This window comes from Rhizobium sp. TRM95796 (genome assembly GCF_025779995.1).
In the GTDB taxonomy this organism is placed as follows: Bacteria; Pseudomonadota; Alphaproteobacteria; order Rhizobiales; family Rhizobiaceae; genus Rhizobium_E.
Genome location: NZ_JAOXHE010000002.1, coordinates 1 through 22,290 on the forward strand (window position 1 = coordinate 1; position 22,290 = coordinate 22,290).

Genomic DNA, 22,290 nt, shown 5'->3' on the forward strand with positions numbered 1-22,290 from the left:
GTCTTGCCGTGGTCGACGTGACCGATCGTGCCAATGTTCACGTGCGGCTTATTCCGCTCAAACTTACCTTTTGCCATAGTAGGCTCTCCATTCTCTCGCCCGAAGGCGTAACTTCAAAATCGGGTGGTGTATTCCGGTCAACGCTGACCGGAATACTTAGCCTGGATTTCCTGGGCGACGTTGGCCGGAACCGGCGCGTAATGGTCGAACACCATCGAGTACTGAGCGCGGCCCTGAGACATCGAACGCAGCTTGTCGACATATTTGAACATGTTGGCGAGCGGCACATGGGCGTTGATCACCACGGACACGCCGCGGCTTTCCTGACCCTGGATCTGACCGCGACGCGCGTTCAGGTCGCCGATGCAATCGCCGACATAGTCTTCCGGCGTGACGACTTCGACCTTCATCATCGGCTCAAGCAGCTGCGCGCCGGCCTTCTTGGCGGCTTCGCGGAAGCAGGCGCGCGAGGCGATTTCGAAGGCGAGGACCGAGGAGTCGACGTCGTGGAAGGCGCCGTCGATCAGCGTCGCATGAACGCCGAGCATCGGGAAGCCGGCGAGCGGACCGGAGCTCATGACGCTCTGGATGCCCTTTTCAACGCCGGGGATGTATTCCTTCGGAACCGCGCCGCCGACGATCTTGGACTCGAACTTGAACTCTTCGCCATCCGGGTTCGGCTTGAACACCAGCTTGACGCGGGCGAACTGACCGGTGCCGCCGGACTGCTTCTTGTGGGTGTAGTCCTCGGTGTGCTCGCGGGTGATGGTTTCGCGATAGGCGACCTGCGGCTCGCCGACGGTGGCTTCGACCTTGAATTCGCGACGCATGCGGTCGACGAGGATGTCGAGGTGGAGTTCACCCATGCCGGCGATGATGGTCTGGCCCGATTCTTCGTCGGTCTTGACGCGGAAGGACGGATCTTCGGCCGCCAGACGGTTGAGCGCGAGGCCCATCTTTTCCTGGTCGCCCTTGGACTTCGGCTCGATGGCGATCTGGATGACCGGCTCGGGGAATTCCATGCGTTCCAGGATAACCGGCTTCAGCGGGTCGCAGAGCGTGTCGCCCGTGGTCGCGTCCTTCAGACCGGCGAGAGCCACGATGTCGCCCGCAAAGGCTTCTTCGATGTCTTCACGGCTGTTGGAGTGCATCTGCAGCATGCGGCCGACGCGCTCGCGCTTGTCCTTGACCGTGTTCATGACCGACGAGCCCTTTTCGAGCTTGCCGGAATAGATGCGGCAGAAGGTGAGCGAACCGACGAAGGGGTCGTTCATGATCTTGAACGCCAGCATCGAGAGCGGTTCGCTGTCGTCGGCGTGACGCTCGATTTCCGCTTCGGTCTTGGCGTCGATGCCCTTGATCGCCGGAATGTCGATCGGCGACGGCAGGAAGTCGACGACGGCGTCGAGCAGCGGCTGAACGCCCTTGTTCTTGAAGGCCGAACCGCAGAAGAACGGGAAGAACTTGACGTCGATCGTGCCGCGGCGGATCAGCGCGCGGATCTGGTCGTTGTCGGGCATGTTGCCTTCGAGATAGGCTTCCATCGCGGCTTCGTCGATTTCGACGACGGTCTCGATGAGCTTCTCGCGGAACTCTTCAGCCTTTTCCTTCAGGTCGTCCGGAATCTCGACGACGTCCCACTGGGCGCCGAGCGATTCGTCGCGCCACACCAGAGCGTTCATCTCGATCAGGTCGACGACGCCCTTGAAATCGCTTTCGGCGCCGATCGGCAGCTGGCAGACGACCGGGGTCGCGCCGAGACGGGTCTTGATCATTTCGACGGAGCGGTAGAAGTCCGCGCCGGTCTTGTCCATCTTGTTGCAGAAGATCATCCGCGGGACGTTGTACTTGTCGGCCTGGCGCCAGACAGTTTCCGTCTGCGGCTCAACGCCGGCGTTGGCGTCGAGCAGGGCGACCGCGCCGTCGAGCACGCGCAGCGAACGCTCGACTTCGATGGTGAAGTCGACGTGGCCTGGGGTGTCGATGATGTTGAAGCGGCGCTGCTTGCCGTCGCGACCCTTCCAGAAGGTCGTGGTGGCGGCGGACGTGATGGTGATGCCGCGTTCCTGCTCCTGCTCCATCCAGTCCATCGTGGCAGCGCCGTCATGGACTTCGCCGATCTTGTGGGACTTACCGGTGTAGTAGAGGATACGTTCGGTGGTCGTCGTCTTGCCGGCGTCGATGTGGGCCATGATGCCGAAATTGCGGTAGTCTTCGATCTTGTATTCGCGAGCCATTGGAGACTGCCTTTCTCTCGATGATTACCAGCGATAGTGCGAGAACGCGCGGTTGGCTTCCGCCATCTTGTGCGTGTCTTCGCGCTTCTTGACGGCGGAGCCGCGGTTGTTGGCGGCGTCCAGCAGCTCGCCGCACAAACGATCGACCATGGTCGTTTCGTTGCGCTTGCGGGCGGCGGTGATCAGCCAGCGGATGGCGAGGGCCTGACGGCGCTCGGGACGGACGTCGACCGGAACCTGGTAGGTCGCGCCGCCGACGCGGCGGGAGCGAACTTCCACATGCGGGGCGATGTTGTCGAGCGCCTGATGGAACAGAGCGATCGGCTCCGCCTTCGCCTTGGCCTGGGCGGCGTCGAAGGCGCCGTAAACGATGCGCTCGGCGACGGACTTCTTGCCATCATACATGATGGCGTTCATGAACTTGGTCACAACCAGATCGCCGAACTTCGGATCCGGATTGATCTCGCGCTTTTCTGCACTATGACGACGGGACATATTTTTCGTCTCTCAACTTGATCAGGGAGCCGCCGCGCGCAAGGCGCGGAGGCGGCCAATATTACTTCGGACGCTTGGCGCCGTACTTGGAGCGGCGCTGCTTGCGGTTCTTGACGCCCTGGGTGTCGAGAACGCCGCGGATGATGTGGTAACGCACGCCCGGCAAGTCCTTGACGCGGCCGCCGCGGATCATCACCACGGAGTGTTCCTGAAGGTTGTGGCCTTCACCCGGGATGTAGCCGATGACTTCGAAGCCGTTCACCAGGCGGATCTTGGCAACCTTACGCAGAGCCGAGTTCGGCTTCTTCGGCGTGGTCGTGTACACGCGGGTGCAAACACCACGCTTCTGGGGGTTTTCCTGCAGAGCAGGAACCTTGTTGCGCTTGACCTGTGCCTGACGCGGCTTGCGGATCAGCTGGTTTACGGTAGGCATGTAACCATCCCTTTAGAAACTGTTTTCCTGGACCCTTTCGGGCACTCGTTACGCCGTCTCCGGCTCTCAAGCATGTCGATGTTTCATGCGCAAAAATCGGATGCACCGCCATAGTGAGCGTGTGGATCCGATGAAACAGAGGATTCCTCCGCAAAAAGAGGAATCATGCGTGCAGCAATCGCAAAACAACGTGCTATGATGAACCTTGTTTGGGACGAACTCCAGGACGCGTCGTCCCGAACCAGCCAGCCCCACATCGGCTCTGATGGTCGGCGTACTAGATGCATTCCCCTTCACAGTCAAGGGGCGGCGCCGTTTTTTTACGGCAACCGGGTGGAAACCGCGGGTTTGGAGCCGATATGAGCCGAAACCGCACGCAGGCGCAAGAATTCGACAACCTTAATCAAGGGTAAAAACCCGCCGCGTCGCTACAATATATTTGTGCCGACCGGCCGGAGTCGATAGATTCGCGTCAACAGCGCCGTTCTCGCGCTTCGCATCCACAGGTGATTCCTCAGGAATCGGTTCCGCAACCGGGGCGGCCCGCCCTCTCCCAGACAAAAAGAAAGCGTCACATATGGAAGATCCCGTCAACGACAACGCGCCGAAGGACGGCTTTGTCTTCATCATCATCGGCAAGGCCTATCTCGAAGATGACGAAGACGGCGTCGATGTCCATATCATGCTGCGGGCTCCCGATGACGACACCGCCGTCCGCGAGGCGCTGAACGCGCTGACGGAAGAAGGTTTCCACGAAGCCGACCTCGATCAGATCGGCACGATCATGGGAGAACCCGACGAGGAGCCGCACGCCTCCGCCTATCAGGGCGCGCTCGAAGGCGACGTCTCGATCATCCGGTTTTCCTGACGCTCTTTTGATGCGGATGAGGAGCCCGGCCGCCCAAACCGCGCGGCCGGGCTTTTCTTTCAGAGGATGAAGTCGCTGGCCACGAGCGCAATCTTCCCGCCGAGCATGATCTGAACGTCGGTTTTCCTGTCGCCGTCAAGATCGGTCGAGAGCAGGGTGTTGTCACTTGATACTGTGTAGCGGATCTCGCCTTCCGCGCCGGAAAAGGCGCCCTTCCCTTTGAAGACCAGGTCTCCCACCCCCTGCAGGTCGATACGATCGCCCTGAGAATGGGAGAAGTCGTCGATGAAGTCGCGGGCGCTCGGGCCGACGCCGAGCGCCTTGAACGAGGCGAAAACGAACCTGTCGGCCCCGGCGCCGCCACCGAACCATTGCTGGCCGACGCCTGCGGTCAGGCGGTCGTTCCCGTCGTCACCCCAGGCCCAGCCATTGCTGGCGCCGAGCGAGATCTTATCGGCAAATTGAGAGCCGCCGACGGCCTCGATATTCTTCACCGTTTCGATATTGCCGAAGCCGTCGTCGATGATCTGGCCCTTTGACTTCGATAGATCGACGATAGCTCCGTGCTGTTCCAAATCTTCCCACCAGCGAAAGCTGATCTCGTCAATGCCGCCCTTACCGTCGAAACTGTCGGTCCCCGAGATTCCCCGGAACATGTTGTTCTTGCCGTCTCCAACGAACGTGTCGTTGTGATAGGCGCCATAGACGTCTTCGAAGTTCCTCACGGTGTCGACATTGCCGAAGCCGTCCTTTACCGTTCCCTTGGAGAGATCGGCGACGATGCCCTTTTGGCCGTCAAATCGATCGTCGCGGTGATAGCGCAGCGTGTCCTTTCCGCCGCCGCCATCGATGACGTCATTACCCTTCATGCCCATGAAGGATTCATCTTCGGCGCTGCCCGTCATCTTGTCGGCATAAACGGAGCCGCGCAGTTCCTCGAAACCCTCTATCTTATCGGTGTCGCCCCAGCTGTCGGTGACGATGCCCATCTTCGTGTTGAGCACGATGCCCTTCCTGTCGTCGCTACGCCAATAGGTCTCTTCGTAGCTGAGCGTGTCGAACTCGTCCTTGCCGTCCCCGCCGGTCAAGACATCATCCCCCCTCGAGCCGGCGATATAGTCGCCCCCGACCCCACCGATCATCGTGTCGTTGCCGTTGTTGTCGCCGAAGCTCAGGCTGTCGGCACCCTTTCCACCAATGAATTTGTCGTCGCCTTTGGTGAGTTCGGTCATCAGGCCCCAGAGATTTGCGTCGTTGATGTAGCCGGACAAGCTTTTGCCGGAATAGGAGTCCTTCGACACGCTGATGAGCCTGGCGCCATTCTCGTCAAGCAAGTAGACGCCCGTGACCACGCCTGCGACGATCTCTCCGGACCTGAAGGCGAGACCGCTTCCCGCCAGCACGATCTCGGCGCCATTCTTATCCTCGAAGACTGCCTTGGTCGTTGACTTGGTCTTCAGGCTGAGGCTGGACGCGTTGTAGAAATCCTCGAACCAGCCGAAGTCCGGCATCCCATTTTCAATTCGGATGGTCGCCATGGATGTCCCCCTGTCGCGTGGGTCCGCGTTGAACTGCGCCATTTCTTAACGGCAAGAATGATCATCGAAGACAACCGCCCGAACAACCCCCAATTGAGTGGCGAACCGTCAATTCAAAACTTAATGATGAAATATGGCGTGTGGAGACGACGGCGGCCGACGGGAGCCTTTAAGCCAGCCCGTGACACTCGAATATACTCATGCTCGCACGCCCCCGCGGCCGACGCGGGTTTGACTTCCGCCACGATTGATCCGGTCCGTACTGCCAGCGTCTATCATCATGCCTCAACACAGACGGACGCGATATCTCGCTTAGCCAGAACGGCCATGTCACCAATCGGGGACAGATACGCTACAGAAGGCTCAGCAAGCGCAAACAGGCAAAGGACCATGTCACCGAGCGGAGACCCAGGCGGCAATAAAACGCCGGAGGTTTCCCCCCGGCGTCCCGCATATGGCAGACCGTTACGATCACTCGGCGGCGGGAGCGGCCTCGCCGGCCAGATCCTGCAGCATCGGGGTCGCCGCGTCGGCGCCGGAGCTTCGCTTGCGCTCTTCGAGGATCATCTCGTCGCGCGCCGTGGCGATGCGACGGATCTGGGTCATGGTGCCGCCGGTGCCGGCCGGGATGAGACGGCCGACGATGACGTTTTCCTTGAGGCCCTGCAGCGTGTCGCGCTTGCCGGCGATCGCAGCTTCCGTGAGCACCTTGGTCGTTTCCTGGAAGGACGCGGCCGAGATGAAGGACGGGGTCTGCAGCGACGCCTTGGTGATGCCGAGCAGCACGGGCTCGCCGTAAGCAGGCTTCTTGCCTTCTTCGATGAGACGCTCGTTGACCTCGTCCAGCTCGATCCGGTCGACATTGTCGCCCGGGATATAGCTGGAGTCGCCCTGCTCGGTGATCTCGACCTTCTGCAGCATCTGACGCACGATGACTTCGATGTGCTTGTCGTTGATCAACACGCCCTGCAGACGATAGACTTCCTGGATTTCGTTCACGAGGTAGGAAGCCAGAGCCTCCACGCCCTTGATCGCCAGAATGTCGTGCGGCGCCGGGTTGCCGTCGAGGATGTAGTCGCCCTTCTCGATGAAGTCGCCGTCCTGAAGATGGAACGGCTTGCCCTTCGGGATCAGGTATTCGACCGGCTCGACGCCGTCTTCCGCAGGCTCGATGATGACGCGACGCTTGTTCTTGTAGTCGCGGCCCAGACGGATCGTGCCATCGATCTCGGCGATGATGGCGTGATCCTTCGGACGGCGCGCTTCGAACAGTTCGGCCACGCGCGGCAGACCACCGGTGATGTCCTTGGTCTTGGCGCTTTCCATCGGCGAACGCGCAAGCACGTCGCCCTGGCTGACCTTCGTGCCCGGCTCGACCGACAGAATGGCCTCGACCGACAGGAAGTAACGGGCGTCGCCGCCGCGCGCGAGCTTCAGAATGTTGCCCATTTCGTCCTTGAGGACGATGGCGGGCTTCAGATCCGAACCACGCGGGGTCGAACGCCAGTCGATGACCTGACGCTTGGTGATGCCGGTGGATTCGTCGGTCGATTCGGTGACCGACAGACCGTCGACCACGTCTTCGAACTCGATCCGGCCGGCCACTTCCGTGAGCATCGGGCGGGTATAGGGGTCCCACTCGGCAAGACGCTGACCGCGCTTCACCTTGTCGCCGTCGTCGACCAGGATCTTCGAACCGTAGGCGACGCGCTGCGACGACCGCTCCACGCCACGCTCGTCGAGAATGGTGATGGACATGTTGCGGCCCATGGCGACGAGATTGCCGTCGGAGTTGCGCAGCAGGTTGCGGTTCTTGAGCTGGATCGTGCCTTCATAGGACGCTTCGAGGAACGAGCTGTCGACCACGGTGGCGGTGCCGCCAAGGTGGAAGGTGCGCATCGTCAGCTGCGTGCCCGGCTCGCCGATCGACTGCGCGGCGATGACGCCGACAGCTTCGCCGATATTGACGGGCGTGCCGCGCGCCAGGTCGCGACCGTAGCAGACGCCGCAGACGCCGGTGCGGATTTCGCAGGTCAGGGCCGAGCGGATGCGAACCGACTGGATGCCGCACTTCTCGATCGCGATCACGTCATACTCGTTGATCATGCGACCCGCCTCGACGATGCGCTCGCCGGTCAACGGATTGTCGATGTCGTCGAGCGCCGTACGGCCGAGGATGCGCGTGCCGATGGAGGCCACGACCTGACCGGCGTCGATGATCGCCGTCATGGTCAGACCCGTATCGGTGCCGCAATCGACATGCGTCACGATGCAGTCCTGCGCCACGTCGACGAGACGACGGGTCAGGTAACCCGAGTTCGCGGTCTTCAGCGCGGTGTCGGCCAGACCCTTGCGGGCGCCGTGGGTCGAGTTGAAGTACTCGTTGACGGTGAGGCCTTCCTTGAAGTTCGACGTGATCGGCGTTTCGATGATCGAACCGTCCGGACGGGCCATCAGGCCGCGCATGCCGCCGAGCTGCGACATCTGCTTGGGCGAACCGCGGGCCCCCGAATGGCTCATCATATAGATCGAGTTCATCTGCTTCTGACGGCCGTCGTCCTTGAATTCGACGGCCTTCAGGCGCTTCATCATCTCGTCGGCGACCTTTTCCGTGGCCTTGCCCCAGGCGTCGACGACCTTGTTGTACTTTTCGCCCTGCGTGATCAGGCCGTCATTGTACTGCTGCTCGTATTCCTTGACGAGGTTTTCGGTCTCGTCGACGATCGTGTATTTCGACGCCGGGATAACCATGTCGTCCTTGCCGAAGGAAATGCCGGCGCGGCAGGCATGGGCGAAGCCCAACTGCATGATGCGGTCGCAGAAGATGACCGTGTCCTTCTGTCCGCAGTGGCGGTAGACCGTGTCGATCATCTTGGAGATGTTCTTCTTGGTCAGTTCCTGGTTGCAGACATCGAAGGGAACCATCGGGTTCTTCGGCAGGAGTTCGCCGACGATCATGCGGCCCGGGGTCGTCTCATAGATCTTCGAGGTCGGCTTGCCTTCGGCGTCGACGCTCTTGAAACGGCCCTTGATCTTGGTGTGCAGGGTCACCGTCTTGGTTTCGAGCGCGTGCTGCAGCTCGCCCATGTCAGAGAACACCATGCCCTGACCGGGCTCGTTCTCAGCCACGATCGAGAGATAGTAGAGACCGAGAACCATATCCTGCGACGGCACGATGATCGGCGCGCCGTTGGCCGGATGCAGGATGTTGTTGGTCGACATCATCAGCACGCGGGCTTCGAGCTGGGCTTCGAGCGACAGCGGCACGTGAACGGCCATCTGGTCGCCGTCGAAGTCGGCGTTGAAGGCGGTGCAGACGAGCGGATGCAGCTGGATCGCCTTGCCTTCGACCAGCGTGGGTTCGAAGGCCTGGATGCCCAGACGGTGCAGGGTCGGCGCGCGGTTGAGCAGCACCGGATGCTCGCGGATGACCTCGTCGAGGATATCCCAGACTTCCGGCTTTTCCTTTTCGACCAGCTTCTTGGCCTGCTTGACGGTCGAGGAGAAACCCTTGGCGTCGAGGCGGGCGTAGATGAACGGCTTGAACAGTTCGAGCGCCATCTTCTTCGGCAGGCCGCATTGGTGCAGCTTGAGTTCCGGACCGGTCACGATGACCGAACGGCCGGAATAGTCGACGCGCTTGCCGAGCAGGTTCTGGCGGAAGCGGCCCTGCTTGCCCTTGAGCATGTCGGAGAGCGACTTCAGCGGACGCTTGTTGGCGCCGGTGATGACGCGGCCGCGACGGCCGTTGTCGAACAGCGCGTCCACAGCTTCCTGCAGCATGCGCTTTTCGTTGCGGATGATGATGCCCGGCGCGCGCAGTTCGATCAGGCGCTTGAGGCGGTTGTTACGGTTGATCACGCGGCGGTACAGATCGTTCAGATCCGACGTCGCGAAACGGCCGCCGTCGAGCGGCACGAGCGGACGCAGATCCGGCGGGATCACCGGCACGACCTTCATGATCATCCATTCCGGACGGTTGCCGGATTCGATGAAGTTCTCGACGATCTTCAAGCGCTTCATCAGCTTCTTCTGCTTGAGATCCGAGGTGGTGTCGGCCAGTTCCGAACGCAGTTCGCCGGCGATGCGCTCAAGCTCGAGGCTCGCGAGCATTTCATAGATGGCTTCCGCGCCGATCATGGCGGTGAACTGGTCTTCGCCGTATTCGTCCACGGCGAGCATATATTCTTCTTCCGTCAGGAGCTGACGCTCCTTGAGCGCGGTCAGGCCCGGCTCGGTGACGATGTAATGTTCGAAATAGAGAACGCGCTCGACATCCTTCAGCGTCATGTCGAGCAGCGTCGAGATGCGCGAGGGAAGCGACTTCAGGAACCAGATATGGGCGACGGGCGCGGCGAGCTCGATATGACCCATGCGCTCGCGGCGAACGCGCGACAGCGTGACTTCCACGCCGCACTTCTCGCAGATGATGCCCTTGTACTTCATGCGCTTGTACTTGCCGCACAAGCATTCGTAATCCTTGATCGGCCCGAAGATGCGCGCGCAGAACAGACCGTCGCGCTCCGGCTTGAAGGTGCGGTAGTTGATGGTCTCCGGCTTCTTGATTTCGCCGTAGGACCAGGAAAGAATCTTCTCGGGCGAGGCGATCGAAATCCTGATGGAATCGAAGACCTGTGCCGGTGCCTGCGGGTTGAAAAGATTCATGACCTCTTGGTTCATGCCTGTCTCCTTGGGGGCGCCAAACCCTGAAATGGAAGCGCTGACGATTCTTGTCGACGAAAATCGTCGCTTCCTAAAAATGGAAAACCGCGGCCTGCGCCGCGCTCCACACCCTCGTCCGACTCAACGCTATGACATGCGAAACGGACCAAAGCGTGACGCGGCGCGCGGGAAAAACCGCGCGCCGCCTCTATGATGTTATTCCGCCGCGTCCGGAAGCTCTCCGGCCGTCTCTTCGACCACCGAGTTTTCGAGCTCCACCGACAGGCCGAGCGACCGCATTTCCTTGACGAGAACGTTGAAGCTCTCGGGAATGCCCGCTTCGAACGTGTCGTCGCCGCGCACGATCGCTTCGTACACCTTGGTGCGGCCGGCCACGTCGTCCGACTTCACCGTCAGCATTTCCTGCAAGGTGTAGGCGGCGCCGTAAGCTTCCAGAGCCCAGACTTCCATTTCCCCGAAGCGCTGACCGCCGAACTGCGCCTTGCCGCCCAGCGGCTGCTGGGTCACGAGCGAGTACGGGCCGATCGAACGGGCGTGGATCTTGTCGTCCACGAGGTGGTTCAGCTTCAGCATGTAGATGTAGCCGACGGTCACCGGACGGTCGAAAGGCTCGCCCGTACGACCATCATATAGCTGAGACTGGCCGGTCTCGGAAAGACCCGCTTCCTTCAGCATCACGTTGATGTCGGCCTCATGCGCGCCGTCGAACACCGGAGTGGCGATGGAGACGCCCTTCTTGGACTGTTCGGCGAGGCGCACCAGCGACTCGTCGTCGAGATCCTTGACGGGTTCAGCCTTGGGGCCCTGGCCCATCAGCTCATCCATGGTGATCCGCAGCGGCTCGATATTGCCGCCTTCGCGATAGGCTTCGATCATCGCGCCGATCTTCTTGCCCATGCCGGCGCAAGCCCAGCCGAGATGGGTTTCGAGGATCTGGCCGACATTCATGCGCGAGGGCACGCCGAGCGGGTTCAGCACCACGTCGACGGACGTGCCGTCTTCGAGGAACGGCATGTCTTCGACGGGAACGATGCGAGACACCACGCCCTTGTTGCCGTGACGGCCGGCCATCTTGTCGCCCGGCTGGATCTTGCGCTTCACAGCGACGAAGACCTTGACCATCTTCATGACGCCCGGGGGCATTTCGTCGCCGCGCTGGACCTTCTCGACCTTGTCCATGAAGCGCTGTTCGAGCAGCGACTTGGACTCGTCATACTGACCACGGAGCGCTTCGAGTTCGCTCTGCGCCTTTTCGTCTTCGACGGCGAACATCCACCACTGCGAACGCGGATATTCCGCGATCAGGGAATGGGTCAGTTCGGCGCCCTTCTTGAAGCTCTTGGGGCCGGCGATGCCGACATGGCCCTTGAGCATCTCGATCAGGCGACCGTAGACGTTGCGGTCCAGAATGGCCTGCTCGTCGTCACGGTCCTTGGCGAGGCGTTCGATTTCCTCACGCTCGATCGCCATGGCGCGTTCGTCCTTTTCGACGCCGTGACGGTTGAACACGCGCACTTCCACGACGGTGCCGTAGGTGCCCGGGGGCATGCGCATGGACGTGTCGCGAACGTCGGAGGCTTTTTCACCGAAGATGGCGCGCAGGAGCTTCTCTTCCGGCGTCATCGGGCTTTCGCCCTTCGGGGTGATCTTGCCGACCAGGATATCGCCCGGCTGAACTTCGGCGCCGATATAGACGATGCCGGCTTCGTCGAGATTCTTCAGCGCTTCTTCCGACACGTTCGGAATGTCGCGGGTGATTTCTTCCGGACCAAGCTTGGTGTCGCGCGCCATCACTTCGAATTCTTCGATGTGGATGGAGGTGAACACGTCGTCCGACACGATGCGCTCGGACAGCAGGATCGAGTCTTCGTAGTTGTAGCCGTTCCAGGGCATGAACGCGACGAGCGCGTTGCGGCCGAGCGCCAGATCGCCGAGATCCGTCGACGGGCCGTCGGCGATGATGTCGCCGCGGTTGACCACGTCGCCCACGGTGACCAGCGGACGCTGGTTGACGCAGGTGTTCTGGTTCGAACGCTGGAACTTCTGCAGGCGGTAGATGTCAACGCCGGACTTGCCGGCTTCGAGGCCTTCCGTGGCGCGGATGACGATACGCGTCGCATCGACCTGGTCGACCACGCCGGCGCGGCGGGCGCCGATAGCGGCGCCGGAGTCGCGGGCCACGATCGGCTCCATGCCGGTGCCGACGAACGGCGCTTCGGCGCGCAAGAGCGGCACGGCCTGACGCTGCATGTTCGAGCCCATGAGAGCGCGGTTGGCGTCGTCGTTTTCAAGGAACGGAATGAGCGCGGCGGCGACCGAGACGACCTGCTTGGGCGAAACGTCCATCAGGTTGATCGTGTCGCGCGGCGCGAGCATCACGTCGCCGGCGTGACGGCAGACGACGAATTCTTCCGAGAACGACTGGTCTTCGCCGAGCACGGCATTCGCCTGGGCGATGTAGTACTTGGCTTCTTCCATGGCCGAGAGGTAGATCACGTCGCTGGTGACCTTGCCGTCCACGATCTTGCGATACGGGCTTTCGATGAAGCCGTATTTGTTGACGCGGGCAAAGGTCGCGAGCGAGTTGATGAGACCGATGTTCGGACCTTCCGGCGTTTCGATCGGGCAGATGCGGCCATAGTGGGTCGGATGCACGTCGCGGACTTCGAAGCCTGCGCGCTCGCGGGTCAGACCACCCGGGCCGAGCGCCGACAGACGGCGCTTGTGGGTGATTTCCGACAGCGGGTTCACCTGGTCCATGAACTGCGACAGCTGCGACGAGCCGAAGAATTCGCGGACGGCGGCGGCGGCCGGCTTGGCGTTGATCAGATCCTGCGGCATGACCGTGTCGATCTCGATCGAGGACATGCGTTCCTTGATCGCGCGCTCCATGCGGAGCAGGCCGAGACGGTACTGATTCTCCATCAGTTCGCCGACCGAGCGGACGCGGCGGTTGCCGAGGTTGTCGATGTCGTCGATTTCGCCCTTGCCGTCGCGCAGGTCGACCAGCATCTTCACCACGGCGAGGATGTCGTCCTTGCGCAGCACGCGCACGGTGTCGGCCACGTCGAGGTCGAGGCGCATGTTCATCTTCACGCGGCCGACGGCCGAGAGGTCGTAGCGCTCGGCGTCGAAGAACAGCGACTGGAACATGGCTTCCGCCGATTCCATCGTCGGCGGCTCACCCGGACGCATGACGCGGTAGATGTCGAACAGGGCGTCCTGACGATTCTGGTTCTTGTCGACATGCAGCGTGTTGCGGATATAGGCGCCCACGTTGATATGGTCGATGTCGAGAACCGGGATTTCGTCGAAACCGGTGTCGAGAATGACCGGAAGCGTCTTCTCGTCGATTTCGTCGCCGGCTTCGAGATAGATCTCACCCGTGTTCGGGTTGACGATGTCCTCGGCGAGGAAGTTGCCGTAGAGATCGTCGTCGGAGGCGCGGAGGGCCTTGAGGCCCTTTTCGGTCAACTGGCGCAGCAGGCGCGGCGTGAGCTTCTTGCCGGCTTCCACCACGACTTCGCCGGTGTCGGCGTCGATGAGGTCGGCGATGACCTTCTGACCCTTCAGCGTGTCGGGCTGGAACGGCACGCGCCATCCCTTGCCGTCGCGCTGGTAGAGCGACTGGGTGTAGAAGGTCGACAGGATGTCTTCGCCATCCATGCCGAGCGCCATGAGCAGCGACGACACGGGGATCTTGCGGCGACGGTCGATGCGCGCATAGACGATGTCCTTGGCGTCGAACTCGATGTCGAGCCAGGAACCGCGATAGGGGATGACGCGGGCGGCGAACAGCAGCTTGCCCGAAGAATGGCTCTTGCCCTTGTCATGGTCGAAGAACACGCCCGGCGAACGGTGCATCTGGGAGACGATGACGCGCTCGGTGCCATTGACGATGAAGGTGCCGTTGTTGGTCATGAGCGGCATGTCGCCCATGTAGACGGACTGTTCCTTGATGTCCTTAATCGACTTGGACCCGGTGTCCTCGTCGATATCGAACACGATCAGGCGCAGCGTCACCTTGAGCGGCGCTGCGTAGGTCAGATCGCGCTGACGGCATTCATCCACGTCAAACTTCGGCGGCTCGAATTCGTAGGACACGAATTCGAGCATAGCCGCGCCGGAAAAATCGGTGATCGGGAACACGGACTTGAATACGGCGTTTAGTCCCTCGTCGGGACGTCCGCCTTCAGGTTCTTCCACCATCAGGAACTGGTCGTAGGACGCCTTCTGAACCTCGATGAGGTTCGGCATCTCCGCCACTTCCGGGATCTTTCCGAAAAACTTGCGTACGCGCCTACGACCATTGAAAGACAGGGTCTGAGCCATCGTCGCTCCTTATCGCTTATAGCATTCGGGCCTGCAACAGACGGAGGGCCGCTGGCCACACGGCTCCGTCATATATCGGGGAACTCTTATCTTTAGAACCCAATACCCAAAAGCCTGGTCCAGGCTTTTGGGTAACAGGTTCACAGCAACGGAAAGAAGAGCGGCCCGAACCGAGCCGCTCTCCACCGTCTGAATTACTTCAGCTCGATCTTGGCGCCAGCCGCTTCGAGCTTCTTCTTCATGTCTTCGGCTTCGGCCTTGGACACGGCTTCCTTGACGGGCTTCGGAGCGCCGTCGACCAGGTCCTTGGCTTCCTTGAGGCCCAGGCCGGTGATGGCGCGGACTTCCTTGATGACGTTGATCTTGTTCGCGCCGGCGTCGGCGAGGATCACGTCGAACTCGGTCTTCTCTTCGACAGCGGCGGCCGGAGCAGCAGCAGCGGCGGCGACAGCCACCGGAGCAGCGGCGGAAACGCCCCACTTTTCTTCGAGCATCTTGGAGAGTTCGGCGGCTTCCAGGACGGTCAGGGCCGAGAGGTCTTCAACGATCTTTGCGAGATCAGCCATTTTTGTATTCCTTATTTAGGTTCGATCTTGGTTGGTTCAAGTGACAGCGAAGTACCGCCTTATGCGGCTTCGCTCTTCTCGGCATATGCGTTGAAAACGCGGGCCAGCTGGCCAGCCGGGGCCTGAAGAACGCCAGCAATGCGGGTGGCCGGGGTCTGAATCATACCCACAAGCTTCGCACGCAGTTCATCAAGCGACGGCAGGGTCGCAAGCGCCTTGACGCCTTCAGCGTTCAGCGCAGTCGCGCCCATCGCACCGCCAATGATGACCAGCTTGTCGTTGGTCTTGGCGAATTCGGACGCGATCTTCGGAGCCACGATCGGGTCTTCGCTGAAGCAAATCAGCGTTTGACCCTTGAACAGATCACCGATCTGTTCGGACTCAGTGCCTTGAAGAGCGATCTTGGCCAGGCGGTTCTTCGCGACCTTTACGGTGCCGCCGGCAGCGCGCATTTTCGAACGAAGATCGTTCATCTGCGCGACCGTGACGCCGGAATAGCTCGCCACGACGACTGAGCCCGAAGCCTTGAAGACTCCGTTCAGTTCGGAGACGAATTCGCGTTTTTCCGCTCTATCCACTGTCTCACTCCAGTAGGTGACGCTGCGAGAATGCAGAGTCACCGGGTTGCCTTTTGCCGCATGGGAGCGATCCCAAGCGACGCTTGAGGATCCTGTCCCCTCGCGCGCATCCCCTCGGGGATACAGCACAAGGCATCCAAGGTTCGAACCGTTCTTTGCGGACATTCATCCGCGGAAACCGGATCTTACCCGTCTCATGCAGGCCAATTGATTAAGGTAGGCCCACCTGCAATCTCGGACAGGAACTTTGCCGGCGAACCGGCAATTTCCAGCCCGAAGGCTGGAAACCATGCTCGGCGCCCGATCGCTCGGGCGCCGGAATTCCATCAGGCGGTCAGCGACGACGGATCGACCTTGACGCCAGCGCCCTGGGTCGAGGAGATCGCGATCTTCTTGACATAGTTGCCCTTGGCGCCGGCCGGCTTGGCCTTTACCACCGCGTCGGCGAACGCCTTGATGTTTTCTTCGAGCGCCTTGGCGTCGAAGGAAGCCTTGCCAACGCCGGCATGCACGATGCCGGCCTTTTCAACGCGGAATTCGACCGCGCCGCCCTTGGACGCCTTGACGGCGCCGGCGACGTCGACGGTCACGGTGCCGACCTTCGGGTTCGGCATCATGCCGCGCGGGCCGAGAACCTTGCCGAGACGGCCGACGAGCGGCATCATGTCGGGGGTCGCGATGCAGCGATCGAAGTCGATCTTGCCGCCCATGACGGTTTCGAGCAGGTCTTCCGCGCCGACGATGTCGGCGCCGGCGGCCTTGGCTTCGTCAGCCTTGGCGCCGCGTGCGAAGACGGCGACGCGGACATTCTTGCCCGTGCCGTTCGGCAGGTTGACCACGCCGCGGACCATCTGGTCGGCATGGCGCGGATCGACGCCGAGATTCATCGAGATCTCGATGGTTTCGTCGAACTTGGCGACAGCGCGTTCCTTGACCATCGAAATGGCGTCGGAAACGACATAGGCCTTGTTCGGGTCGATGCCTTCGGTAATCTTCTGCAGACGCTTTGCAAGCTTCGCCATCTATCAGCCCTCCACTACCAGGCCCATGGCGCGGGCGGAGCCCTCGATCATGCGCATCGCGCCGTCGATATCGGCGGCGTTCAGATCCTTCATCTTGGCTTCGGCGATCTTGCGCACCTGGTCGGCGGTGATCGAACCGGCCTTGGCCTTGCCCGGCGTCTTGGAGCCGGAGGTGATCTTGGCTTCCTTCTTGAGGAAGTAAGACACCGGCGGCTGCTTCATCGCGTAGGTGAAGGACTTGTCCTGGTAATAGGTGATGACGACCGGGATCGGCATACCCTTTTCCATTTCCTGCGTAGCCGCGTTGAACGACTTGCAGAATTCCATGATGTTGATGCCGCGCTGACCGAGCGCAGGACCAATCGGCGGCGACGGGTTCGCCGAGCCGGCCTTGACCTGCAGCTTGAGCTGGCCTGCAACTTTCTTAGCCATTTCTCTGCCTTTTTCACACAAGGTTCAGATCGACATGCGACCATGAACCGACTGGACCGGTTGCCCGGCCTGTTTGCCGATTCGTCAGAACCGGCGGCTGCGGTTGCGTGGTGCGGCGCTCAGAAGGATCCGGCTAGAGATCCGCGCCTTCCACGCGAGACGCCGGCAAGCCGGCGTCCGGAGATCAGACCTTTTCGACCTGACCGTATTCGAGCTCGACCGGAGTGGCGCGCCCGAAAATCGATACTTCCACCTTGAGGCGGGAGCGCTCCTCGTCGACATCCTGAACGATGCCGTTGAAGGAGGCGAAGGGACCGTCCGCGACGCGAACCTGTTCGCCGATCTCGAACGAGACCGTCGGCTTGGGATGCTCGACGCCGTCCTGCACCTGGTTGAGGATGCGGTCGGCTTCGGAGTCGGGGATCGGAACCGGCTTGGACTCGGAGCCAAGGAAGCCGGTGACCTTCGGCGTATTCTTGATGAGATGGTAGGCCTCGTCGGTGAGGTTCGCGCGAACCATCACATAGCCCGGGAAGAACTTGCGCTCGGAATCGACCTTCCGGCCGCGGCGCACTTCAACCACCTTCTCGGTCGGAACCACGATCTTTTCGAACAGATGGCTCAAGCCCTTCTGGCGAGCCTTGTCCTCGATCGATTCAGCGACCTTCTTCTCGAAATTCGAATAAGCGTGAACAATATACCAGCGCGCAGCCATCAGAAATTCTCCGAACCGATCAACCGAGGATAAGGGAGATGGCATAACCCATCACCCAATCGGCGGCAAAGAAGAACACCGCGGCAACGCCGGCCATGACGAACACCATCATGGTCGAGATCATCGTCTCGCGCCGCGTAGGCCAAGTAACTTTCGACGTCTCGGAGCGGACCTGCTGCAGAAACGTGAATGGATTGGTTTTCGATGCCATTGACTGCTCACGCCATTTCGGCGCGTAAAGCCGGTTTTCCAGCCCCACGCGCCGCGTGTCTGTTTGAACCCTACATAACCGCCGATTCCCTTTTTCACAAGAGGGAAAATACGGCGTCTTCCGCATTCTTAATTTGCGTTTACGCTTTCAGGAATGCTGTGAACTGGCAGGGGCAGAGGGGCTCGAACCCCCGGCCTACGGTTTTGGAGACCGTCGCTCTACCAACTGAGCTATACCCCTATTCGCCTTCGACGTCGTTCGCTGAGAAGCGCCCTTCGTCTCGGACAGCGGCTAAGTATTCAATTCGTTCTGAAAACACAAGCGCTTTTTTACAGGTCGGGGATCACAATTCACATATGTCCCTCGCCTGCTCGGGCGCTCGCGGACTTCGAGCGACAGATGAAAAAGCCCGGGCGCGTCGCCGCGGCCCGGGCTTTGTTCGTCGTAAGGGTCCGGTCTGTCAGCCGAGATCGTCGACCACGGCGTCGCCCTTGCCGCTGATGCGGTGGGCAAGGGCGGCTTCCATGAACGGGCTGATCGCGCCGTCGAGCACGTCGGACGGGGCCGAACTCTCGACGCCGGTGCGCAGGTCCTTCACCATCTGGTAGGGTTGCAGCACATAGGAGCGAATCTGATGGCCCCAGCCGATATCGGTCTTGGACGCCGCCTCGGCATTCGCCGCCGCTTCGCGCTTTTCGAGTTCGACCTCGTAGAGTCGCGACCGCAGCATGTCCCAGGCCTTGGCCTTGTTCTTGTGCTGTGAGCGCTCCTGCTGGCACGCCACCGCGATTCCCGAGGGAATATGGGTGATGCGCACCGCCGAATCGGTAGTGTTGATGTGCTGGCCGCCCGAGCCCGAGGCGCGGTAGGTGTCGATGCGGCAGTCGCTTTCGTTGATCTCGATATTGATCGAGTCGTCGACGACCGGATAGACCCAGACGGACGAGAACGAGGTGTGGCGACGCGCGTTCGAATCATAAGGAGAGATTCGCACGAGCCGGTGCACGCCCGATTCGGTTTTCAGCCAGCCATAGGCGTTGTGGCCCTTGACCAGAATCGTCGCCGACTTGATGCCGGCTTCTTCGCCGTCATGCATTTCCAGCACTTCGACCTTGAAGCCCTGGCGCTCCGCCCAGCGGGTGTACATGCGCAGAAGCATGTTGGCCCAGTCCTGGCTCTCGGTGCCGCCGGCGCCCGAATGGACTTCCAGATAGGTGTCGTTGCCGTCGGCTTCACCCGACAGCATCGCCTCGACCTGGCGCCGGTTGGCTTCCGCGAGCATGTCCTTGAGCGAGGCTTCCGCCACCTGCACGATCTCGTCATCGTCCTCCATCTCGCCGAGCTCGATGAGGTCGATGTTCTCCTGCAGGCTCGCCTCGAATTTGCGAACGCTGGTGATGCTGTCGTCCAGCTGCTGGCGCTCGCGCATCAGTTTCTGGGCTTCGGAGGGGTCGTTCCAGAGATTGGGATCTTCGGCCTTGTTGTTCAGCCAATCCAGACGTCTTACGGCCTGATCCCAGTCAAAGATGCCTCCTCAGCAGGCTTATGGCCTGCTTGATTTCGTCGATGACATTGATTGTTTCGTTGCGCATGTGCGGATGTCTTCCTTCCCACGAATTGAGCGGCTGTGCTTTAGAGCGCCCGGCGGGCCTTGTAAACCCGCCTTCCCGGTCGCCGTCGGGCGTGGATCGTCAGAACAGGCCGCCGGATCCGTTGACGATCGCGTCCTTGGCCTGCTGCGAGGAGTTGAGGATTTCCTCGGGCGAGGCATAGCCCTCGGCGCCGATGACCGAATAGACGTCGGCCGGGCCGGTGCCGGGCTTGAAGGCCTCGACGATGGTGTCCGGATCGCCTTCCACCGCCATCATGCCGGTCTTGCGGTTGACCGGGATGAGCTTCATGCCTTCGGGCATGATGAATTTCTCCGGCTTGTGACCCTTGAGGGCCGCCTGCATGAACTCGTTGAACAAGGGCGCCGACAAAGAGCCGCCCGTGCCCCCACGGCCCATCGGCTTGGGATCGTCGAAACCCATATAGACGCCGGCGACCAGATTGGGCGTATAGCCGACGAACCAGGCGTCCTTTTCGTCATTGGTGGTGCCGGTTTTGCCAGCGACGTCGCTGTCGAGCTTGATCTTGCCCGCGGCGGTGCCGCGCAGGATCACGCCCTGCATGATCGAGGTGATCTGATAGGCGGTCATGGGATCGAGAACCTGCTCGCGATTGTCGAGCACGTCGGGTTCGTTCTGGCTGTCCCATTCGCGCGCATTGCAGGTCTGGCAGACCCGCTCCTCATGCTTGAAGATCGTCTTGCCGTAACGGTCCTGCACGCGGTCGATCAAGGTCGGCTTGATCTGCTTGCCGCCGTTGGCCAGCACGGAATAGGCCGACACCATGCGCAGCACCGTGGTTTCCCCGGAACCCAGCGACATTGCGAGCACCGGGTTCATCTTGTCGTAGATGCCGAAACGCTCGGCATATTCGGCGACGATGCCCATGCCCATGTCGTTGGCCAGACGGACGGTCATCAAGTTGCGCGACTTTTCGATGCCGAGGCGCAGCGTCGACGGGCCGGCCGATCCGCCGCCGTAGTTCTGCGGCCGCCAGACCTGGCCGCCGGAGACGATTTCGATCGGCGCATCGAGAATGACCGAGGCGGGCGTATAGCCGTTGTCGAGCGCCGCCGCATAGACGAAGGGCTTGAACGACGACCCCGGCTGGCGCATCGCCTGGGTGGCGCGATTGAATTCGGACTGGGCGAAGGAGAAGCCGCCGGCCATGGCGAGCACGCGGCCGGTATTGGGGTCCATCGCGACGAAACCGCCCTGCACTCTCGGCGTCTGCCGCAGACGGTAGGCGCCCTCCTTGCCGTCGAGGGGCTGGACATAGACCACGTCGCCCGTATTCAACACGCCCGTGGGGTTTTTCGCCGTCGCCCGGTCGCCGGCAGCCGAACGGTAAGCCCAACGCATGTCCTCGGCGGCGATGCGACCGGTGGTGCGGGCCTCCTCGATGCGGCCGGCCGCGTCGACCTCGGGCCGGATGCCGATATCGACGCCGGACTTGTCGGCGGCGAGCACCACGGCGAGCCGCCATTCGGGAACATCGCGAAGCGGCGTGATCTTCGACAACGGAACGCCCCAGTCGGAACCGATCTCGATCTTGTCGACGAGGCCGTGGAATCCGCGGACCTGATCGTAGCTGATCAGGCCGTCCTGCAACGCCTTGCGGGCGTAGAGCTGCATCGCCGGATCGAGAGAGGTGCGCACCGACAGGCCGCCTTCATAAAGCGCGTCCTTGCCGTATTTCTCGATCAGCTGGCGGCGCACTTCGCTGGCGAAATAGTCGGAAGCGAACAGATAGCTGTTGTTCTTCGTGGCGCTGACGCCGAGGTCTTCCTTTTTGGCCGCCTCGCCGTCGTCACGGGAGACATAACCGTTCTCGACCATGCGGTCGATCACCCAGTTGCGGCGCTCGATTGCGGCGTCGCGCTTGCGGAACGGATGATAATTGGCCGGGCCTTTCGGCAGCGCGGCGAGATAGGCGGCCTGGGCGATGGTCAGTTCGGTGACCGGCTTGTCGAAATAGGTCAGCGCGGCGCTGGCCAGACCATAGGAATTCAGCCCGAAGAAGATCTCGTTGAGATAGAGTTCGAGGATCTTGTCCTTGGAATAGGCCTGCTCGATGCGGAAAGCGAGAATCGCTTCCTTGACCTTGCGGTCGATCGTCTGGTCTGCGGTCAACAGGAAGTTCTTGGCCACCTGCTGGGTGATGGTGGAGGCGCCCATCGGCCGGCGGCCGGAGCCGACATTCTGGATGTTGACCGCGAGCGCGCGCAGGAGACCTTGAAAATCGACGCCGGCGTGCTGGTAGAAATTCTTGTCTTCGGCGGAGAGGAACGCGGCCTTGACGCGGTCGGGAATGGCTTGGATCGGCAGGAACAGACGGCGTTCATGCGCATATTCGGCGATCAGCGCGCCATTGTCGGCATGCACGCGGGTGGTCACCGGCGGCTGGTAATTGGCGAGCACTTCGTAGTCGGGCAGATCCCGGGTCACTTCGTCGAGATAGAGAGACACCACCATCGCCGCTGCGAGGAACAGCATCGTTCCCAAGCCGAAGAAATAGCCGATAAGTCTGATCATGGAATTCTTTCCGCGCATTGATCGACCGCCGAACG

At 61.3% G+C, this 22,290-nt stretch carries 15 protein-coding genes and 1 tRNA gene; 1 reads left to right on the forward strand and 15 read right to left on the reverse strand.

Features of this window, described 5'->3' with window-relative positions; translation table 11 throughout:
* Positions 1-137: 137 nt before the first annotated feature.
* The 3 genes from fusA to rpsL form a co-directional block, all read right to left on the reverse strand.
* On the reverse strand, positions 138-2,237 hold the full coding sequence (fusA, locus tag OCK01_RS06140; protein WP_263823372.1) for an elongation factor G: 2,100 nt from the start codon (positions 2,235-2,237) through the stop codon (positions 138-140).
* A gap of 24 nt (positions 2,238-2,261) precedes the next feature.
* Positions 2,262-2,732 carry a 30S ribosomal protein S7 gene (gene rpsG / locus OCK01_RS06145; protein WP_137153565.1) on the reverse strand — a complete coding sequence of 157 codons (471 nt, stop codon included), beginning with the start codon at positions 2,730-2,732 and terminating at the stop codon, positions 2,262-2,264.
* Between the two features lie 61 nt (positions 2,733-2,793).
* On the reverse strand, positions 2,794-3,165 hold the full coding sequence (rpsL, locus tag OCK01_RS06150) for a 30S ribosomal protein S12 (RefSeq protein WP_137153564.1): 372 nt from the start codon (positions 3,163-3,165) through the stop codon (positions 2,794-2,796).
* A gap of 577 nt (positions 3,166-3,742) precedes the next feature.
* Between rpsL and OCK01_RS06155 the strand changes: the two genes are divergently transcribed.
* Positions 3,743-4,033: a transcriptional regulator gene (locus OCK01_RS06155; protein WP_182826475.1), complete on the forward strand. Its 291-nt coding sequence runs from the start codon at positions 3,743-3,745 to the stop codon at positions 4,031-4,033.
* A 59-nt stretch (positions 4,034-4,092) separates the two neighbouring features.
* Here OCK01_RS06155 and OCK01_RS06160 read toward each other — a convergent pair whose 3' ends face one another.
* From OCK01_RS06160 to OCK01_RS06215, 12 genes are all read right to left on the reverse strand, one after another.
* Positions 4,093-5,571 carry a calcium-binding protein gene (locus OCK01_RS06160; protein WP_263823373.1) on the reverse strand — a complete coding sequence of 493 codons (1,479 nt, stop codon included), beginning with the start codon at positions 5,569-5,571 and terminating at the stop codon, positions 4,093-4,095.
* Between the two features lie 471 nt (positions 5,572-6,042).
* Positions 6,043-10,251, reverse strand: coding sequence for a DNA-directed RNA polymerase subunit beta' (rpoC, locus tag OCK01_RS06165; protein WP_263823374.1), 4,209 nt, complete (start codon positions 10,249-10,251; stop codon positions 6,043-6,045).
* 198 nt (positions 10,252-10,449) lie between these two features.
* Positions 10,450-14,586 (reverse strand): DNA-directed RNA polymerase subunit beta, encoded by a 4,137-nt coding sequence (gene rpoB, locus OCK01_RS06170; protein WP_182826478.1) that lies wholly within the window; start codon positions 14,584-14,586, stop codon positions 10,450-10,452.
* Positions 14,587-14,780: 194 nt separating this feature from the next.
* Entirely contained in the window at positions 14,781-15,152 is a 372-nt protein-coding gene (gene rplL / locus OCK01_RS06175; RefSeq protein ID WP_182826479.1) for a 50S ribosomal protein L7/L12, read from the reverse strand.
* A 59-nt stretch (positions 15,153-15,211) separates the two neighbouring features.
* A complete protein-coding gene (gene rplJ / locus OCK01_RS06180) occupies positions 15,212-15,730 on the reverse strand; it encodes a 50S ribosomal protein L10 (RefSeq protein WP_137153694.1) in 519 nt (172 codons plus the stop codon).
* A 326-nt stretch (positions 15,731-16,056) separates the two neighbouring features.
* Positions 16,057-16,752: a 50S ribosomal protein L1 gene (gene rplA, locus OCK01_RS06185; RefSeq protein ID WP_182826480.1), complete on the reverse strand. Its 696-nt coding sequence runs from the start codon at positions 16,750-16,752 to the stop codon at positions 16,057-16,059.
* 3 nt (positions 16,753-16,755) lie between these two features.
* A complete protein-coding gene (gene rplK, locus OCK01_RS06190) occupies positions 16,756-17,184 on the reverse strand; it encodes a 50S ribosomal protein L11 (protein ID WP_182826481.1) in 429 nt (142 codons plus the stop codon).
* Positions 17,185-17,368: 184 nt separating this feature from the next.
* A complete protein-coding gene (gene nusG / locus OCK01_RS06195) occupies positions 17,369-17,899 on the reverse strand; it encodes a transcription termination/antitermination protein NusG (protein ID WP_182826482.1) in 531 nt (176 codons plus the stop codon).
* Positions 17,900-17,918: 19 nt separating this feature from the next.
* Positions 17,919-18,110: a preprotein translocase subunit SecE gene (gene secE / locus OCK01_RS06200; RefSeq protein WP_182829253.1), complete on the reverse strand. Its 192-nt coding sequence runs from the start codon at positions 18,108-18,110 to the stop codon at positions 17,919-17,921.
* Positions 18,111-18,274: 164 nt separating this feature from the next.
* Positions 18,275-18,350 (reverse strand) — tRNA-Trp (locus OCK01_RS06205).
* A gap of 220 nt (positions 18,351-18,570) precedes the next feature.
* A protein-coding gene (prfB, locus tag OCK01_RS06210) for a peptide chain release factor 2 (protein ID WP_182826483.1) occupies positions 18,571-19,702 on the reverse strand; the annotation gives its coding sequence in 2 pieces (ribosomal slippage) (positions 18,571-19,632 and positions 19,634-19,702; 1,131 coding nt in all).
* Between the two features lie 99 nt (positions 19,703-19,801).
* A complete protein-coding gene (locus tag OCK01_RS06215) occupies positions 19,802-22,255 on the reverse strand; it encodes a penicillin-binding protein 1A (protein WP_263823375.1) in 2,454 nt (817 codons plus the stop codon).
* Positions 22,256-22,290: the final 35 nt, after the last annotated feature.

What these genes read in the sequence shown, in the direction of transcription:
- fusA (WP_263823372.1), bottom strand. Translation starts at nt 2,237, where the DNA reads ATGGCTCGCGAATACAAGATCGAAGACTACCGCAATTTCGGCATCATG.
- rpsG (WP_137153565.1), bottom strand. Translation starts at nt 2,732, where the DNA reads ATGTCCCGTCGTCATAGTGCAGAAAAGCGCGAGATCAATCCGGATCCG.
- rpsL (WP_137153564.1), bottom strand. Translation starts at nt 3,165, where the DNA reads ATGCCTACCGTAAACCAGCTGATCCGCAAGCCGCGTCAGGCACAGGTC.
- OCK01_RS06155 (WP_182826475.1), top strand. Translation starts at nt 3,743, where the DNA reads ATGGAAGATCCCGTCAACGACAACGCGCCGAAGGACGGCTTTGTCTTC.
- OCK01_RS06160 (WP_263823373.1), bottom strand. Translation starts at nt 5,571, where the DNA reads ATGGCGACCATCCGAATTGAAAATGGGATGCCGGACTTCGGCTGGTTC.
- rpoC (WP_263823374.1), bottom strand. Translation starts at nt 10,251, where the DNA reads ATGAACCAAGAGGTCATGAATCTTTTCAACCCGCAGGCACCGGCACAG.
- rpoB (WP_182826478.1), bottom strand. Translation starts at nt 14,586, where the DNA reads ATGGCTCAGACCCTGTCTTTCAATGGTCGTAGGCGCGTACGCAAGTTT.
- rplL (WP_182826479.1), bottom strand. Translation starts at nt 15,152, where the DNA reads ATGGCTGATCTCGCAAAGATCGTTGAAGACCTCTCGGCCCTGACCGTC.
- rplA (WP_182826480.1), bottom strand. Translation starts at nt 16,752, where the DNA reads ATGGCGAAGCTTGCAAAGCGTCTGCAGAAGATTACCGAAGGCATCGAC.
- rplK (WP_182826481.1), bottom strand. Translation starts at nt 17,184, where the DNA reads ATGGCTAAGAAAGTTGCAGGCCAGCTCAAGCTGCAGGTCAAGGCCGGC.
- nusG (WP_182826482.1), bottom strand. Translation starts at nt 17,899, where the DNA reads ATGGCTGCGCGCTGGTATATTGTTCACGCTTATTCGAATTTCGAGAAG.
- secE (WP_182829253.1), bottom strand. Translation starts at nt 18,110, where the DNA reads ATGGCATCGAAAACCAATCCATTCACGTTTCTGCAGCAGGTCCGCTCC.
- OCK01_RS06215 (WP_263823375.1), bottom strand. Translation starts at nt 22,255, where the DNA reads ATGATCAGACTTATCGGCTATTTCTTCGGCTTGGGAACGATGCTGTTC.